We start from the raw sequence: 18,257 nt of genomic DNA on the forward strand, positions 1-18,257 counted from the left end.
ATAATCAGGAGGATGGTAGAGTGTCAAATGAAATAAACAGTTACATTGACTATCCAATGGTGAAAATTCCAGGGGGAGAAATTGAATTAAGAGACGATAGAATAAAAAGCACATGGAAAACTGAAATAAGACCGTTTCTTCTTGCCCAGTATCCTGTAAATATGGATCTATACTATTCGATTACAAATAAATCACCTAATTCTTTTGACGGAAATCTAAAACCGGTTGTGAATATTTCTTGGAATGATGCAATTTCTTTTTGTAATCTACTGTCACAAAAAGCTGGACTAAAAGAGTGTTATTCAATAAGTAATGATGGTGAAAACATTATTTGTGACTGGGAATCGGACGGCTATCGACTTCCTTCAGAAGCAGAGTGGCAATATGCATGTAAAGCAGGGACTACTGGTTATAGATACGGAGAGCTTGATAAGATTGCCTGGTATAATGAAAATTCTGGTGGCAAGATCCATGAAGTAGGAAGAAAGGAACCGAATGCATGGGGTCTGTATGATATGTTAGGGAATGTTTGGGAATGGTGTTGGGATTTATATGATGAACAAGTATACGGCTCCTACCGAATTTTTCGAGGAGGTAGCTGGGCTGAAGAATCAAGGGGTTGTGGGGCTTCATGTCGTCGACGTAGCCATCCGTCATTTTGCATAGACGACCTTGGATTCCGTCTTGCCCAGTCTTACTAACGAAAAATGATAGTTCAATTAACCGCCTTCTCTGAAAGGCGGTTTACTTTTGGTCAAAAAACATTATGATTTCACATAGCCTAAATGAAAAATCTTCTTTATTCTTGAATAGTCGCTTTTCGCAAAAAAAAAGAGAATGCCATCAACCTGAGCATCGTTTTTTCTCCAAAAAAATACCCCCGCTATTAGCAGATGAACTAGCAAATCACTTCTTATTCCAATCCTCAGCAAGCATTCCATAGACAATATGATCCACGTAATGATCGTATAGCCATTCAGATTGGCGAATTCGTCCTTCTTCTAAAAAATTCAATCTCACTGGAATAGAATAGCTCTACTTTTCTTGTTTTCTACAGCTGCACGAATCTCTACTCGATTTAAATTCAATTCAGTAAATGCATGATTCACAAAAGTATTTACTGATTTGGTCATTAATCCTTTACCTTCAAAGCCTTTACCCAACCAGTACCCTATACTAGTAGATTTATTATTCCAATTGATTTGATGAAATCCTATTACACCCGCAATTTTATCATCGGACCAAATTCCCGCTTGAAAACCATTATTCTCACTGAACTGTTTCATTGTTGATTTAATAAATGTCTCAGTATCTGCTAAAGACTTATTGCTATCAATAAATGGCAACCATTCCTTCAAACTTTCTTTTGATTGATCCAATAATGTAAATAACTGCTTTGCATCTTGTAAGTCTAGCATCTTTAATTTTGTTGTTTTATCAATCTTATATGTAAAAATAAAAATCACTCCTTTAATAGAAAACCATAATCAAACTATTCTATATTATCCCATAATATCAATATTAAACAATTATGTCTTCACTCATTTAATTTACCAAAGGGTGTTAAAAAGACGATAGTTTATAAGTATCCGTTTAATTTAATATTAGGATTACTTTCCCAATTATAACAATATAAAAAGCCACCTTTTACAGGCAGCCTCCGTAGTTATGTATTTAAACCTTCCACCAGTTCGGATATGAACTCCACCATTCTTCTGCTCCGTACAATGAATTATAGATTGTCAGAGAAACTTTTTCTGTATTATTTACATTAAATTCAAATGATTCTCCTGTTTCTTCTCCAATACGAATCCTATTGAATGGAGAAGCTTTCTATACTCCATTAAATTACCTCCATCCGATACTATGTGAACGTCTTTCTTCTGTCTATATTTAGTCGTTTAGAATTCAGCAGGAGGTATAACTGAATAACCTCGAGTTTTAAGTAAGTCGATAATACTGTTATCACCGGCTAAGTGTAGCGATCCTACAACGACAAAATAGGTATCTTTATCATCTTCATTCAAAAATCCTTCTATTTTATCAGTCATTAATAAGTCTCTTTCGTCCATTGCTAACTGATCAGAACCTTGATTCATTTCTCTCAACTGTGCAAACACATCGGTGTTGCCAGAGCGCCAAACACGCATTAATTGGGTTAATTCTTCTTCAGAATCATTGATAGATACAAGCGCATATTCAAGACTATCAATTTGCTCTTCTTCTGTCGCAGAACTAATCGAGGTAATCTGACTTTCTACAGATTCAAGACTAATAATTGGTAAATTCTTATCTTTTGCACGGTCAATGAAGTGTTTATCTATCCCGAATTCTGCATTTAATGCAGTGTCTTGTAACGCGACTTCAGAGAGCAACATCGTTACAAACCATGGTTGAAATTGGTCAACTATTTCTTCATTCATACCTAAAGCTGACAATTGCTCCAATGCATCATTGAAAACATCCTCTTCAACCACTTCAGAGAGAACTGTTCCATCCTGATACATTCCTTGTTGCATAATGGTTTGAGAAACTTTCATTTCATCCAGTTCTTCTATATCGATTTCAACAGCTAAGTGATCAGCTTCTTCAAACGCAGTATTAATTTGTTCATTTAGAGGGTACAAACTTTGGTCTCCTAGATGAATGGAACCTAGTAAATAAACTGTTTGATTATCTTTCTGTACTTTGTAAAAGACACCTTCCGAAGGCCCATCATGTTCTTCAAAAGAAAGTCGTGCATTAGTATGAACTTCCACACCTTTTTTCTTTAGGTTTTCTAGCACACTCCACACAGGTGCTTCCATATCTCCAGAGAAGTAAACGTCCCCAAGGTGAACTTCAGATAAATTTTCTAACGATAATAAAGGTGATAAATCATCAATATCATTCCCGGTAACATCCAAGTAATTAAGCGAGGTTAATAATTCAATACCATCCAGGTCTGTTATCCCTGTTTCAGAAGCTTTCAGTGATTCAATGGCTGCAAAATCATCTTTCTTAACATTTACTTCCTTACTATCAAGTTCCTGTAGAACAACGGACTCAAATGCTTTATCTTCAAAAAACTCTTTCTGTGTTTCCGTTTCCGTTGTTGGTGAGCAAGCCGTAGTAAAAACCAAGAAAATTCCTAATAGAAATATGTATTTTGTTGTATTTAGCAATAGTGCTCCCCTTTTCTAGTCATAATTTCTTTTGTTATGTGTTATTTACGAATTGAGCAAGAAAAAGTTCCATCATTTGGAATAAAAACCAAATTAACTTTAGATTCAATAATTTTATGAAGCCGGTAGATCATCTTCTCCAGCTCACCTGTCAAAGAAGGAATAAAAAGTATTTAATATGCTTACAATAAAGGTATTAAGTTTAAGGAGCTAGGTAATGTTATTATTTAAATATTTTAAGGACGAGAATGGGGAGTATTTAGGAATAAGAGATGAATATGTATACTATGTTGTCATTCCTAATACTAATAAAAAAGAGCAGATCATTACTTTATTTCACTATGCAATGGACAAAATAGAAGCTCATTACATGGAAAACCATAATGAAATACATCAAATGAAATTGTATATGACTGAAGACCCTCGTATTGTCGAAAGAATTAATGCGGTTTCTAACTATCAAAGAATTTTTTCGATAAGTCATGAAGAATTTTTAGAGTCCTATCCTGGTTGAATAATGAGGGAACTTCCACTTCAAGGACGTTCCCTTTTTTATTTGCAAATAACCAACAAGAACTAGAAATATTAAAAAGACAATAGCATTTAATTACAAAAAAAGATCGTTTGGTGGTTAAACACCAAACGATCAACTAACTTGCAGGTTTATAAATCCTTGAAACATTTTCCCCTTTTAATTTCCCACAAGGCTTGCTTTCATTTCTTCTACAGACTCTACCTCAAATCCTAAATCGAGTAAGATTTTATGGTCTTCACTTTCTTCTTGTCCAGACGTTGTTAAGTAATCACCCACGAAGATTGAATTGGCCGCATATAGTCCCAATGGCTGCAATGAACGAAGGTTAACTTCTCGTCCCCCTGAAATTCGAATTTCTTTTGTTGGATTAATAAAACGGAATAATGCCAAAACCTTTAAACAATAAAGTGGATTTAAATCTTTTACACCTTCTAATGGTGTACCATCAATCGCGTGTAAAAAGTTAACTGGAATCGAATCCGCATCAAGGGCTTTTAAACTGTTAGCCATATCGACAACATCTTGCTTTGTTTCCCTCATCCCTACAATGACACCTGAACATGGTGACATTCCAGATTCTTTTACCGTTTCTACTGTTTTGACACGATCATCGTATGTATGTGAAGTTGTAATGTTCGAATGATTGCTAGCGGATGTATTAATATTATGATTGTAACGATCTACCCCAGCTTCTTTTAGACGAATCGCTTGTTCTGGTTTCAACAGCCCAAGACATGCACAAATTTTCAATCCATAGGTCTCCTTTATTTCTTTAACCGCATCCACCACATGATTGACATCTCTATTAGATGGCCCTCTACCACTTGCCACAATACAGTATGTTCCTATGTTTAATTCATGTGCACGCTTTGCCCCTTCTAGAATAGTATCCTTATTAACCATTCTGTAAGTTTCAATTGGTGCTGTCGAAATAGAAGACTGAGAGCAGTAACCACAGTTTTCCGGACACAGTCCTGACTTTGTATTAATAATCATATTAAGCTTCACCTTTTTGCCATAATAGCGCTTTCTAATTTTAAAAGCAGCATGCATAAGTAACAGTACATCGTCATCTGGACATTCTAAGATTGAAAGTGCCTCTAGATTTGTTATTTCCACTTCATCTAATACTCGATCTGCAAGTTCCATCCATTGATTCATTTTCCAGCCCCCATTTAATTTAGTTAATAATGTTACGTAATTCTCATTCATTTTTCGAATGCATTCTTTTGTTTTTCTTTTAGCTTTGGTGTCATGACTAAACTAGTTTTCAGCCACATCACACTTCTATTGTAAACCAAAAACATAAAATGGTTAACACAAAATACAAATTATATTACAAAACATAGAAATAACCCATCTGAGCACGAGCTCAAGGATGGGTTATTGTTAATGATTAAATGAAAAAACTTAGTAGCAAAATGGTTAATTAGAACGTTTTGGTATAAATTAGACGCCTTGTTTTTTTGTTTGGTTTTTTGTTGAAGAATTATACATCGCCATCGCTGCTAACGGCTGAGTCATTCTTGCTGGCGCCATTCCTGCTGTTGCCGTTCCTGCTGTTGCCATCCCTGCTAATGGCTGTATCATCTGTTGTAAGTTCGATGGGTTTAAATTACTCGGGAAATCTTTAACTAATTGTTGAACATTTCCATTCCGCATTCCTCTAATTACTCCATAAATAGCAGCACCAACTGCACCCCATGCTAAAAATCTCATTTAATCATCCTCCTTCATTAATTTACAGCTTCGTTAGTATTGGGAATCGGTTGTTGATTATACGTAGGATTATTTTACATCTTATTGTTAGAATTCAACTTTCCACTCATTTCATATGGCAATTAGGTAGTTGGATTTAATTGGCATGGAATAAAATACCCGAATTAGGAAAAGATAAATGATTGAAAGAAGAACATTAAAATTAAAGGGGCGACTAGAGCATGTCGATGGAATGGTTTAACAGAGTAACTGGTGAGCTACAGGATCATCTGAATTCAATTTGTGAAGAATATGATCAAATCGGTCAGATGACGATTGATCAGAGTGCGAAACATCCACGAGTCGAGTTTTTTGTCGAGACGGAAGGTAACGAAAGGGATTACTTCTGTACCCTCCTCTTTGATCCACATAATGAAGAGTTTTACGTAGAAACTTTTGATTATGAATTCGAACAACCAGCAAGAATAATTCTTGCTGACATTGAGGATGTGATTGACGCTGTTCATGACAGCTTCCATGATTTCATCAACGGTGATAGTGATATGTTTGTAGCTGTTGATGGAAATGACGATGATGAAGATGATGAATTCCTTTTAGAAGATGACGATGAAGAAGAGTATTACATCGGTGAAATTGTAGAAGAGGAAAACATGCTAAATGAGGTTGAAATCGAATGGGAAACACCTGAAGTAACTGCTTTCCAAATCGAAGATGAGGTGGAAGTAACCTATCAATTTGGGGTAGTCAGTACGACTGGAAATGGCGTTCTCCGTAGAGTAAATAGATTCTGGTCTGAAGACGACGAGTTTTATAAAGAAGAAAGTGCCTTATCCTTTACAAAAGAAGAAGCAAGCACAATCATCGCCATGATTGCGAGTAATATGGATAAAATGACTTCGTACGAAGATATGTAAATCTAAAAAATCCCTTTCGTACTTCCGGCAATTTAACCAAAAAACAAAACAGGTATAAGGGTTTCTTTCCTAATGCCTGTTTTGTTTAATTTGAAAACATCTAATCTCCTTGGAAAAATAGCTTAGCTTCTGTGCTTTTTTAAAATAAAGACTATTTTGCGGCTAGAGGCGTTTTTTGAATTATTCAGATGGACGAGTTGTTTGGTAAGCCAGTGAATCCCAAAACGATGTGTCTTTAGTTTCAATCGAACCGTCTGCAATTGCATTTACCGTTGCTTCAAGAGTGGTAATAGTTTGTTTAATCAAATAGCCGTTGCTCTTTTGCCCTAACACATATGATTCGTACTCATGATCGGACATTCCACGCATTTCAAATAACAGTGTCGAAATACCGTATTCTACGGCTATACCGTTTCTGCTGATTGTTTCAGCAGAGCCCCCGCTGTATTTACCGAGGTGGCCCCAGCCTTTTTCATCAATTGCTTCAAACACAACTGCACCTAGTTGTTTCGACTTTTCTACTACTTCGGGATCAGCATTTGGAGTTGTCGGATAAAGAATGGACCCAGAAACAAGCTCACCGTCCCTTTCACTCATTGCTCCTTGATGATGAAGATCAATCATATAATCAATATTATATTTCTTCATAACATTATTATGCAGTGCTTTTGTTTCTGGTTGAATTTTAGTTACATGATCACGGTTCAAGTCTACTTCCGCTGCATTATACCGAGTTAAATTTCGATCTCCCTTTGCGATATAATCATCAAGAGAGAAGTTCACATCACCCATGGCGCCGTCTGCATTCAGCATAGGAACGATTAAGATATTCACCCCGTCTGTAACACCTTTCATCTTGTTTGTACCTAGATGCTTAATAAACTCAAGAGCACCTTCAGTTGTAAGCTGTTCATTTCCATGCTGCTGGGTTAAAAACAGAATCGTTGGATTTTCAGGGTTTTTCATATACTTCGCCAGATATAAATCCCTTCCCTTGATACTTTGGCCAATTACTTCAAGTTCCATATCCTGTTGTTTTGCTTCTTCTTTCTTTAGGTAGTCTACCATTTCATCATAAGTATGGAGTATCGAAGTATTAATCGTTTCATTCCCTCCATAAGTAGGACCATTTCCGACCGCGTTCGCAACGGGAGAACCGAAGGGCGATACGCTGAGGATCATCGCTCCAGCAATCGATAAAGTAAGTACGGTTTTCTTCATTCAAATTCCTCCTTTGTTTTCATCATTTTTTTACATTATCAGTAAAATGTTGTCATGTTAGTTGGTTGGTTTATTAGATGTAAGCGGAATATTATCGTAATCTTCCGGATTCAATGTTTCAACTGAACCATCAGCTACTGCTTCGATAATTCCAGTAAGACCCTGTTCTACTGATTTTACAAGTTGTCCTTTTTCTTTCTGCCCCATCATTTGAGTCTGTCCTCTTACTTCAAAAAGGACTGTTCCGCTGCCATTTAATGCATAGCTACCAAGTGCTGTTCCTGGAAGGTCAAGTCCTTGGGAATAAAGAGAGATATTCGTAAATTTAGAGTTACCGTAAGATTGCAGTTCATTGTAAGCAGCAACATTTAATTGTCTTGAATAATCGTACCTATAGTTTTCTGCATATTCGGCGTATTTAGCCCCTTCCGACGTATTTGGATCCGGAACAAACTGAGCGGATAAGGAAAGCGTTACTTCGTCATCTGTACCCTCCACGTAGTACATACCTTGGTGATGTAGATCGATAAAGACATCTACATTTCCATACTCATCTTTTAGTGATTTGTATACATCTCGAGTAGTCTGGGATTCTGGTGTAATGAACCAACCTGGCGTATTAGAAGCACCTGGAAAGTCTTGTGCTTCAGGCACATAATTTAGATTCGGATTGAAGTCGCGGTTCACGTCAAAACCAGGATTTTCCCCATAGTTATAACTTTGGCTGATGCCTCGGTCCAAATAGTTCCATGATGGTGTCGTACCAGTGAGTTGTGGAAAATTGTATAGGACTTCATCCCATGTCATACTGTTTCTCCGTTTATCAGCTTCAGATGCATCTGGATTCATCATCGGCATGAAAACAAGTGTCAATTCCTCACGTATTTCTTGTGCTTGTTTCGAGTTAGTTGAAAGTTTTTGCAATAAATTAAGGAGTGCTACCGTACCTGTTTTTTCGTTCCCATGAATTTCACATTGTACTAGCCCATTTATTCTTCACAATATCCACTCCTTTAGATTTTAATTTATCCTCATTAGTCTTAGTACTTTACTCATCCCCTTTATTTCTATTTTTTGTCATTGATTCGCAGACAGCATAACAAAGAAAATTAGACGAGTAAATATTATTTGAATATTCAGCCCTTTCGTAATATGTATTTATAATCCAATTAAAAAAATATATACCAAAAGACATCTCAAACGATAAACATTTCGTCCCGCTAAATAGTTTTCTTCGTAGGCCGAAGTATTCAGTCATTAGAACTATATGAAAAAACAGATAACAGCACTTTTTACATGCTTCACAACATCCTATTTCTGAACGATGACTGAAAATTCACAAAAAAAGAACCGACAGCTCTCTAGCTGTCGATTCACATAATTGTAGTTAATAATCTCAGTATACTTTTTTATACCTATAAATTGCGTAGTACATTCAGACGTTAGTTGGAAATGTTGAACAATGTTTTTCACTTTTTCACTTCATAATGGAGTTCAACAAATTGGTTGAAGTGTCTGATTCCTTTCAAAGAAAGATCCAGTTGATAATTATCCTCTTTAAATAAAGAAATACCTGTTCCAATCAAAGTCGGAGCAACGGTAAGGATAAGTTCATCAACTAATTTCTCTTTTACAAAAGAATGCAATAGTTCTCCGCCTCCAACAATCCAAATGTTTTTTCCATCTTTATTTTTTAGTTGGTTAGTAAAATCAACTATATTCTCATTTACAAATTTCACATCTTTGTTATCCTCGTTTACTGATCTTGAAAAAACGTAGCATTCTTTATTACGATATGGGAAATCCTCTGTTTCCTGGTTCATAATCCAATCGTAAGTTCTTCTTCCCATTAATATTGTATCCACAGTTTCATAAAACTCTGAGTACCCATTATCGCCTTCCCCTTCAACTTTAAATAACCAATCTAAAGATTCATTTTTTGTAGCAATGTAACCATCTAAACTCGTTGCTATAAATAATACTAATTTTCGTTGATTACTCATGAAATCCTCTTCATCTCCCTAGTACTATCAGTGATTCTCAACACATATTGTCATTCTTACAGCATAAACATTGCATTTGTTGTACGCTATCTATTAATAAGAGGTTGGAGCAGATAATGCGTCCACGATTCCCTTTACGTGTAATAAATCGTCTATTATTTCGTCTGCTTGAGATAGCTCATCTTCTTGAGCAAAATCAAAATTGCAACCTACTGATATTAATCCATTGGACTTTGCTGCATTAATATCAGAAAGTCGATCTCCAATAACTACACCTTTTACCACTTTATATTTCTTTAAAATCGTGTTAACCAAATCAGTTTTATTTTGTGAAGGGATTTGTTGAATACTGAAAGTCTCGGTAATCCATTTGTCTAATTTATAATATTTTACTATGGCATTTAAATATTCGGTTTGACCATTGCTTGCAATAAATATTGGATGATTATTATTTTTTAAATAGCTTAGGACTTCCTCTGTATTCGGATACAGTGCCCCTTTGCCCATGTTTATATTATCGATTAATTTCTCGTGGAATAATTCATTCGCTTTTGTTCGAATCTCAATTGAATGGTTAGGCAGTAAGGTATTCCATACGACTGGTAACGGGACTCCCATTATCTCACGGTACACCTCAATAGGTGTCTTTTTATCCCACAAATTAGAAGACCTTAAATAATTAAACGTATCCTCTAAGGATAGCTCTAGTATTTTATCAGTTTGAAATAACGTACCATCCATATCGAAAATTATTGTTAATGACATTACGCTCCATCCCTTCGGAGATTTACAAATTTTTACCCATTGAAATAGAAGCCGTTTTATAGCCAAGCATTAGCTTCATTACCAGTAGTTTCCTCATTATTTCCCTTCAATCTTTATTAACTCAATGTCTCAATACTACGTAGACTTCCTATAATGTTTTCTGATTGACATGTTCCAATACTTCATTGACCAAAAAGAGATCATGGATTTTATTTTCCAAACAAAACTGGATAACCAAATCAAATATATTACTGTCTGATAACGAGTAACCTGCAGAACTCAGTAGCGCATCGGTGTCCTGAGTATTTAGCTCTAAGGCCAAAGCGAGAGCAATGGTGGTGTTTTTTCCTGGCCGATAATCTGCATTGGAACGAATTTTAGAAAACAGCTTCCGATCGATACCTGCCTTTTTGTAAATATCTACGTCTCTTGCACCTGATTTGTCAATCAAGCGAAACAACACTTCGTTCAATGTCGGTTTGCGATGATTTTTTATATAGTCCTCCAAATCAATCGTAATATTTTCTGATTGTAAGGTGTATTCTAAATCCAATTTAGATTCTACGTTGTAAGAAATCGTCTCGGTATACAAGTGATCTTGTATGTACTCTTCTAACTCACTTAATATTTGGGTATTGATCAAAAGATTCGCCTCCTAAAATGTCGCTTTTCAGGCGACCAAATCGATTTGAAAACTGGTTATGATTAGTTTACCAACAAACGAAAGAGGATGATGACTTTGAATAACAATCTAACAGAAATTATTTTCCTGCTTGATCGAAGCGGTTCTATGTCTGGACTTGAAAGTGATACCATCGGTGGTTTTAATGCGTTTATTGAAAAGCAATGCCAACTTGATGGGAAAGTATCGCTCACGACAGTCCTGTTTGACGATCAATACGAAATACTATGGGACGGCATCAATGCGGCTGGAGCAAAGATAACCCATGATAATTATTATGTAAGAGGCACTACTGCCATGCTCGATGCAGTAGGAAAGACAATTGTGGATGTCGGTCATCGACTTTCGAAAACTCCAGAAGAGCTAAAACCAGGCAAAGTCATATTTGTCATCACAACAGACGGAATGGAAAATGCTAGTTGTGAATTTACGCATGATAAAGTGAAAAAGCTCATTAAGCAACAGGAAGATAAATATTCATGGGAGTTCATTTTCATCGGTGCAAACATGGATGCGGCTAAGGAAGCCAGTAGTATGGGTATTCAAGCAGAGAATGCATTTAACTTTGTAGCTTCTGAAGTAGGTGTTGAGTCTATGTATGAAATGGTCAATGAGAATGTGGCGAAGAGAAGAAAGCGATAATGCTTATCTTTTAAATACAGATATTTTCAAATTGATTGACGAGACCTTAAGGTAATTTCTTGAAAATTTTATTGCAGCTGATGAATGAATGGACACCCATAGCACTAGACCAAGCGGCCGAAGATACTATTTCGTCCGCTCTTGAATGTCCTAATCAATTTCAATCTGAGCCTTCCTTCCATTCCCCAACAAGAGATTCACATGTTGAATTTAGTTTAGAAATTCTTATCCCCTATCGGTTTTAACGGAAAATATTTCCTGCAGGTGCTAATCTTTTAATAGCTATATAATCCCATACTTAAAAACTTCAGGAAACACCTTAATAGTAAGTATATATAAAAAAATCACCATTGGAAATCCCAGCTCACTCAACGTATAAGATAGTCCTTGGGGTTTTCCGCATATTTCTTTTCAGCAATTGCTCTAAATCCAGTTAAGCACTAGTTAGTTCAATTAAACAAGAAACTAATGGTGATTTAGAATTGAAACTATATAGATATTTTTAATTAAAAAATTTCACTTTACATACCTTTCAAACTACTAATCCATAATCAACTGTTCATAAAATGGACTTCTTTTTTACGAATTTATTTTAAGAATAATATAATTCTTATACGAAAGAATGTAGCTCTAAGACTTCCGAATTAAATAACTCTATTGAAACTAGACAAAATGTACAATCACTTTTCATTTTAAAATCATAAGATATGAATGCAAGACTATTAAAACTAGAAAGGAGGTCTTGAAAATGGAAAATACGAGAAATACAAGAAACGGTTGTCGTGATACAAGAAATGCCGCGGAAGATGTCAATCATTGTAAAGGTTGTGTTTGTGATCAATTAAGACGATTACAAACACAGACTGAAGTTGATCTTTTCTTATCCGGTGGTCAGGTGATAGAAGATGTTATTTTTATAACCTTTGACCAAGAGAATTGCTGTGCATTCTTTACTGATCCAACAACAGAACCTGGTTCAACACTTATCATAGACTGTCAAGAGATTATAGCTATTCGAATTGAAGCTGACTGAGTTATAAGAGGGTCTCTTTCTTTATAGAAGAGGCCTTTCTCAATATAATAAACATTCTATATTGAACAAATTATTTAGTTGAAATTATACTAAGCATATTTTGATATGCAAAAAGCCGATTCCCTTACGCTAGGGAATCGACTTTTTTTTGTTTTTCCTTACTAAACGATAGTCACCGATTTTTAAGTTTAGGTTATTACAATTGAATCTAGTCTATCATATAGTGCTCTTATCCATTACTACATTCCCACCTCGAGAAGAACATCATTTACTGTTTTCTTTTTGTATTTCTTCTCTGGTTTTGGAGCCTTGTCCAACATCCATGGGTTTTGAATTAAGTAGTTATTCACCACATACTGCATATCTTTCTCATCTACCACACCATCATAGTTGATGTCGGCTTCACGTTTATTTGTTTTCCAATAGGTTTGAATGTAAAGCGCATCATGAATATCGATCACATGATCTTTATTCACATCTCCTGCAGGTGCATTGTTATAATAGAGTGCTTTCGAATAAGGTTTAACTTCACCATTTTCTTTCAACCCGATCGTAAAGGTTTTCTTAACAGTGAAATGTCCCGGCATATCTACCTCTAGTGTAAATGGTTTATCCGTTAGCGGTAAATTAGATGATAACGACCAAGGAAACGCAATACTTCCTATCTTGTTTGAATATTCCTTTCCTGCTTCATCTGTCACTTTGACTTTTGCACCTGCCTTTACATAATCCAAGGCTGATGATGGCTCATCAAGATGAGGAATCATAAACGCTTCTCCATAGACAAACGATTTCATGTAGGAGTAAGTTCGTTCAACCTGATAAGGAAGACTAATACCAAATGCGGACTTCGTCGTGCCATCTGTATTTATATACGATGCATTGAATTGTGTTAACTCCCGGCTTACACTGTTAGAATCATCTTTCACTTTGTATGTGATATCTACCAACGGAGCTTTTCCAGAAATTCCTGTTTGTGCTACATCACCAGTTAGTGTAGCAGTGATCTTCGTTTTTATTGTAGTTCCGTTTCCATTTACATCTATATTCTCTGTCTTTAGATCTAATTTCCCATCCAATGTCGCATGTGGTTTAATACTTACCACATCGACATTTTTTACACTATCAATCAATGAATACACTGCTTGCTTCATGTTTGTCATATTGTTCATGGAAAGGGTAACCGTCACTGTATCGCCCGCTTTTACTTTCTGTTTATCAGGAATGGCTGTCCCATACGGCGTGCCTTGCTTCACATAGTATAGGTACTTATAACTTGAATAGTTCCGTACTGTCGCCTTGTTTTCTGCATACATTTGCACTCGTAATGGTTGTACATTGGGATTCATCGGGATTTGTGTGGTAAACTTTCCGTTTGCGTCAACCGGTACCGATACGCTCTTAGTCCCTCCTCCCAGTCCTCCCCCACTACCCGGCATTGTATAGACTACTTTATTATCTGCTTGAGAGACGTTCATGCCGCCAGCTTTCATCTCTTCGACATCTTTATCATATACCGAGCCTGTTAACGATGCGGTTTGTTGGTCTGGGCTATATTCATATACACCAGAGTCCGCGCTGAGATTGAGAGTTGGCTGCGTAACACTATAGTAAACCGGAGCATCTGAGCTAAAGGTTTTTCCCTGGTCATTTGTCCCTACGAGCCTGATTTTGTACAATCCCGGTTCGGTTTGTTCATGATCATACGCAATCGGGTGATCCGGATTTCCCGTTAACGGATAATAATACCCTTCGTTCATTACGCCTCTTAGATAATATTCAATATTCTCATCCGCACCGAGGCCTTCCAATGTGCCAAGGAAGCCAATTTCTTGGTTCGTTTTCGGATCTACAAGGAATAGATCCATTGTGCGCATATGAGATTTTAATTGGAATAAAAGGCCGACTGACCATCTTATTCCGTTATACCCTGCCTCAACCGCTGTCGTAAAGGCAGGTGGATCTACCGCGATATGATCGATTCCTTCTTCCACTGTATGAATTGCAAACGGAACTTGGTATGTTTCTTCCAGGTTATTTTTGTTTGTGTACGTGATATATCCTTCATACGTTCCTAATGCTGCTGCCTTTGGTACGTTAATTAAGACATTTGAATTCTTTTTCGAATTGCCCTTTACTGTCATTGTCTTATCCGTTACGATTTGAACACCATTTGCAGCCGCATCCTTTGAACCTCTTCGGTCCGGCTGGAACTGTACTTTCACATCGTACTCTTTTACTTGTTTACTGTTGTTGTAGATAACTAGAGAACGGCTATCCTGCACATTTTTTCCATTTGGCGCAAATGTACCGAAGCTGATTGCTCCTGTGTCATCCTTTATGTTTTTTAGATTTCCTTTTTTATCATATTTCCCTTCCGTTTTATCGACTACTTCGATTCGTGTTTGAGAATGAACCGCTTCGTACGGATCGACTTGTCCTGCCCCAACTTCAAATACGCTATAGTCCCCGTTTAACGGATCAGCTGTGTTCATCAATTTTTCCTTCACTTCGGATGGTGTGGCCTTCGGATTGGCTTGCAATAACAGCGCCGCCACGCCTGAAACGTTAGGGGCTGCCATAGATGTGCCGGATAAGCGCTCGTAAGCATATTGATAATTTCCTATTTGATCGGGTCCGTGCACATAAGACGGCACAGTCGATAATACAGATACCCCAGGCGCGGTTACTTCGGGTTTAATATCATACAATACACGGGATGGGCCACGAGAGCTGAAGTCAGCTAATACGCTCCCTTCTGTTACTACTTGACTCATATCATCAAAGGAGAACGTTGGATTGCCGGAAGCTAATTTTTCCTTTATTGCTGTTCCTTGTTCATTATTTAGAGAGAATACAGGAATAGAATTAAATCCTTCTCCTAAATACACATCTTGTAACGGCGGATTTGTATTGTACAACAGAACCGCCATGGCTCCATTTGCTTTCGCCGTAGCCATAATATTATTCAGATCAAATGTTCCACGAGCCGCGAGAACAAGTTTTCCATTCACATCTTTGTTTTTATATGAGGAAGCATCACCTGGCCCTACATCCACAACTGGCAAGTTTTGTCCTTGGAACTCCTCGATTTTATCACTAAATCCTCTTGCAACCAGCTTCAAATCAGCTGATACAACCGTACTCGCATGAAGCGTTCCTTTATATGTTGGAATAGTTACAGATGTGTCGCTGGCCCCAACAGTAAGAGCCAACGGAGAACCTCCAGGTGCGCCAAGCGTATACATCTTATTTCCGGAATTTCCTGCTGACACCACTGCAGTTACGCCTGCCATTACGGCATTGTTAACCGCGATGCTTGTCACAAACAACGGGTCATTAATATTCGCGCCGAGGGACATGTTTATGACGTCCATTCCATCCGCTACCGCTTGGTCAATCCCTGCTAATATTGCTGTGGTACTACCAGAACCGTACGGACCTAACACACGGTACGCATAAATGTCAGCGTCTGGCGCCACACCTGTAACTGCTAAGTCCGTGCTATTTTCTCCTTGTCCAGCAATGATTCCGGCCACATGCGTTCCATGTTCGGTATAATATTTTTTACCTGACCACGGTTGTCCTGCTTTCACCCAATCATCATACGTTGTTTCCATTGGATCGTTATCGTTGTCCACGAAATCATATCCACCTTTATAGGCATCTTTTAAGTCCGGGTGATTGTAGTCAATTCCTGTATCGAGAATCCCAACCTTCACACCTTTTCCCGTAAAGCCTTCTTGATGAAGCTTTTCGATGCCGGGAAAGGTTACCATTGTATGAGTATCAATTTGCTGTTTCGATGCTTGTTCTTCTACCGGTAACTCTACCTGTACCTGCATATCGCTCCAGACTGTCTTTACTGCCTTTGATTGAAGCAAAGCTTTGGCCTTGTTGGCAGGAAGTGTCATGGCAACCCCGTTAAACGCATGTTTATATGTCCGCTTAACTGTGTAAGAATTTTTCTTTTCTTTTAGCTCATTTTTGAAAATCACTTTCAAATCGGTTTGAAACGTTTCATGTGCAGCCTCTACTTTTTGTTTTGCCTCAGCAGAATCAAGAGATTTGCCTTCCGCTTGTGCTACTAAAACTGCGGTTTTTTCTGGCTTGTCCTTAAATTCAACAATGATTGAAATCGGAGCATCACTTTTTAAATCTACTTCAGGAGATAATTGAAGTCCTCCTTGGTCCTTCGTTTTCAGCTGTCTAATAGCTTGTCTCTGAGCTGGCGTAAGATTTGATAATACTTGTTCGAATGATGTTGGTGATTTTGCGCTAACAGCGGCATTATTGATGATGTTTGGCAAGGTGCTAAGCATAACTCCGGTGCTGAGCGCAAAGATTGCGGTATTCTTTACAAACTTCTGTATCATATTCCTCTCCCCTTCTTACTGCGTTGGTTACATCTTAATTGTATATAAGGTTGATAGAATATTAGTTTTTGAAAAATTCTATCAAGTTCATTTTTTTTAAGGAAATCAGAAATCTTAAAACAGTGGTTTCTCTTTCCAGCTTATATCTGATGACCTTATTCGTTTAATGTGAATCAAATACATTCTTATTACCTTTACAGATCTTTTACACAAACAAATGCAAGAACAACCTGTTACTGAGCCAACCTTTTTGGACAGTTAAATTCTTCTTATCTTAATAATTGTATATATTTTTCTTCAGGTTCAGCAGTCGCATAGGATCAAAATTCCCTGTAAACTTGAAGGCATTGTTTCAATCTTTTCATATTCCCTATTTGATTTGCCGCATTTATCAATTTTATTTTTTAAGATAATAAAAAAGAAGTCTCCACTTTGAGACCTCTTTTTTATTACTTATTCATGCGCATGTTAATTTTTAATAATGAAAAATTCCGCTTGCTTTCTTCTAAGTGAATTGAATAACCAACAAATTATAGGGGAATAAACCGCTTCTTATTTTAAAAGTTGTTTGATCATATTTTCTGTTTGGAATAACTTCACATACATTGCTTCATGTTCGACTGTGACGTATTCTCTATATTCCCAATAAATAAGAATGCATTGTTTAAATCTCTCTCTATTTCCGATCTGATTTGCCGCATATGCTACATCCAACACTTCATACAGCCCTTCTGAAAACCGCTTGTTTTCAAAATGGTACAAAGCATAAGCATAACGGAAACGCAAGTACAATTGTTGCTGATACGGATGAATACTGGCAGCCCAGTCTTGGATAACATCTTGAAATCTATATATCAATCTCTCAACATCCTCTAATCGATGCAGATGGACATACGCCTCCAATACTCGCGGTAAACCAGCAAACATATCGTCCCTGCCTTCTAACCAATTTAAGTATTCATCCACATATTCGAACTGACCGAAATCTAAAAAAACACAAAATCGATTCCCAATAGCTGCACCTGCATAATAATCACTGACTTGCTCATAACGATCTATAAGGGCTAAAACTTCTTCTAAAGAGCTCCCTAGGCGTTGTAATGCAAGACTCTGGTACACAAGGGCTCTTCCATAATGTTCCCCTTCTCTAGCTATTTTCTCTAGTTTTCGAGCATAATAGAGTGTTTTTTTCCATTCCTCTCG

At 37.0% G+C, this 18,257-nt stretch carries 15 protein-coding genes and 2 pseudogenes; 6 read left to right on the forward strand and 11 right to left on the reverse strand.

Annotated elements, in window-relative coordinates:
* Positions 1-56 precede the first annotated feature (56 nt).
* Entirely contained in the window at positions 57-701 is a 645-nt protein-coding gene (locus C8K15_RS11975; protein WP_199224108.1) for a formylglycine-generating enzyme family protein, read from the forward strand.
* A 315-nt stretch (positions 702-1,016) separates the two neighbouring features.
* Here C8K15_RS11975 and C8K15_RS11980 read toward each other — a convergent pair whose 3' ends face one another.
* Together C8K15_RS11980 and C8K15_RS11985 are read right to left on the reverse strand one after the other, a co-directional pair.
* A complete protein-coding gene (locus C8K15_RS11980; RefSeq protein ID WP_369973743.1) occupies positions 1,017-1,418 on the reverse strand; it encodes a GNAT family N-acetyltransferase in 402 nt (133 codons plus the stop codon).
* A gap of 483 nt (positions 1,419-1,901) precedes the next feature.
* A complete protein-coding gene (locus C8K15_RS11985; RefSeq protein ID WP_108586634.1) occupies positions 1,902-3,164 on the reverse strand; it encodes a TraB/GumN family protein in 1,263 nt (420 codons plus the stop codon).
* A gap of 217 nt (positions 3,165-3,381) precedes the next feature.
* Here C8K15_RS11985 and C8K15_RS11990 point away from each other — a divergent pair, with 217 nt between their 5' ends.
* Positions 3,382-3,678 (forward strand): hypothetical protein, encoded by a 297-nt coding sequence (locus C8K15_RS11990; protein WP_108586635.1) that lies wholly within the window; start codon positions 3,382-3,384, stop codon positions 3,676-3,678.
* Between the two features lie 177 nt (positions 3,679-3,855).
* Here the strand turns inward: C8K15_RS11990 and bioB are convergent, their stop codons facing one another.
* Together bioB and C8K15_RS12000 are read right to left on the reverse strand one after the other, a co-directional pair.
* Positions 3,856-4,860 (reverse strand): biotin synthase BioB, encoded by a 1,005-nt coding sequence (gene bioB / locus C8K15_RS11995; RefSeq protein ID WP_108586636.1) that lies wholly within the window; start codon positions 4,858-4,860, stop codon positions 3,856-3,858.
* Positions 4,861-5,148: 288 nt separating this feature from the next.
* Positions 5,149-5,418, reverse strand: coding sequence for a hypothetical protein (locus C8K15_RS12000; protein WP_108586637.1), 270 nt, complete (start codon positions 5,416-5,418; stop codon positions 5,149-5,151).
* 221 nt (positions 5,419-5,639) lie between these two features.
* Between C8K15_RS12000 and C8K15_RS12005 the strand changes: the two genes are divergently transcribed.
* Positions 5,640-6,332 carry a hypothetical protein gene (locus C8K15_RS12005; protein ID WP_108586638.1) on the forward strand — a complete coding sequence of 231 codons (693 nt, stop codon included), beginning with the start codon at positions 5,640-5,642 and terminating at the stop codon, positions 6,330-6,332.
* Positions 6,333-6,512: 180 nt separating this feature from the next.
* On the opposite strand, the gene C8K15_RS12010 is transcribed toward C8K15_RS12005, so the two are convergent.
* From C8K15_RS12010 to C8K15_RS12030, 5 genes and pseudogenes are all read right to left on the reverse strand, one after another.
* Positions 6,513-7,553, reverse strand: a complete 1,041-nt coding sequence (locus C8K15_RS12010) for a M14 family zinc carboxypeptidase (RefSeq protein WP_108586639.1) — start codon at positions 7,551-7,553, stop codon at positions 6,513-6,515.
* A 57-nt stretch (positions 7,554-7,610) separates the two neighbouring features.
* A pseudogene (locus C8K15_RS12015) lies at positions 7,611-8,537 on the reverse strand (M14 family zinc carboxypeptidase); the annotation flags it as partial.
* Positions 8,538-9,022: 485 nt separating this feature from the next.
* Positions 9,023-9,556 (reverse strand): dihydrofolate reductase family protein, encoded by a 534-nt coding sequence (locus C8K15_RS12020; RefSeq protein ID WP_108586640.1) that lies wholly within the window; start codon positions 9,554-9,556, stop codon positions 9,023-9,025.
* Between the two features lie 93 nt (positions 9,557-9,649).
* Positions 9,650-10,342 (reverse strand): annotated as a pseudogene (locus C8K15_RS12025) (HAD hydrolase-like protein); the annotation flags it as partial.
* A 127-nt stretch (positions 10,343-10,469) separates the two neighbouring features.
* Positions 10,470-10,964: a hypothetical protein gene (locus C8K15_RS12030; protein WP_108586641.1), complete on the reverse strand. Its 495-nt coding sequence runs from the start codon at positions 10,962-10,964 to the stop codon at positions 10,470-10,472.
* Between the two features lie 90 nt (positions 10,965-11,054).
* Between C8K15_RS12030 and C8K15_RS12035 the strand changes: the two genes are divergently transcribed.
* From C8K15_RS12035 to C8K15_RS12040, 3 genes are all read left to right on the forward strand, one after another.
* On the forward strand, positions 11,055-11,645 hold the full coding sequence (locus C8K15_RS12035; protein WP_233260463.1) for a vWA domain-containing protein: 591 nt from the start codon (positions 11,055-11,057) through the stop codon (positions 11,643-11,645).
* Positions 11,646-11,725: 80 nt separating this feature from the next.
* Complete coding sequence (locus tag C8K15_RS20330; RefSeq protein ID WP_158268307.1) at positions 11,726-11,890, forward strand: hypothetical protein; 165 nt, start codon at positions 11,726-11,728, stop codon at positions 11,888-11,890.
* Between the two features lie 503 nt (positions 11,891-12,393).
* Positions 12,394-12,678, forward strand: coding sequence for a hydrolase (locus tag C8K15_RS12040; protein ID WP_108586643.1), 285 nt, complete (start codon positions 12,394-12,396; stop codon positions 12,676-12,678).
* A gap of 239 nt (positions 12,679-12,917) precedes the next feature.
* Here C8K15_RS12040 and C8K15_RS12045 read toward each other — a convergent pair whose 3' ends face one another.
* Positions 12,918-17,054 (reverse strand): S8 family serine peptidase, encoded by a 4,137-nt coding sequence (locus tag C8K15_RS12045; protein ID WP_108586644.1) that lies wholly within the window; start codon positions 17,052-17,054, stop codon positions 12,918-12,920.
* 552 nt (positions 17,055-17,606) lie between these two features.
* The coding region (locus tag C8K15_RS12050) for a hypothetical protein (protein WP_233260464.1) at positions 17,607-18,257 on the reverse strand (651 nt) is incomplete at its 5' end.

This window comes from Paenisporosarcina sp. OV554, assembly GCF_003058165.1.
Taxonomy (GTDB): domain Bacteria; phylum Bacillota; class Bacilli; order Bacillales_A; family Planococcaceae; genus Paenisporosarcina.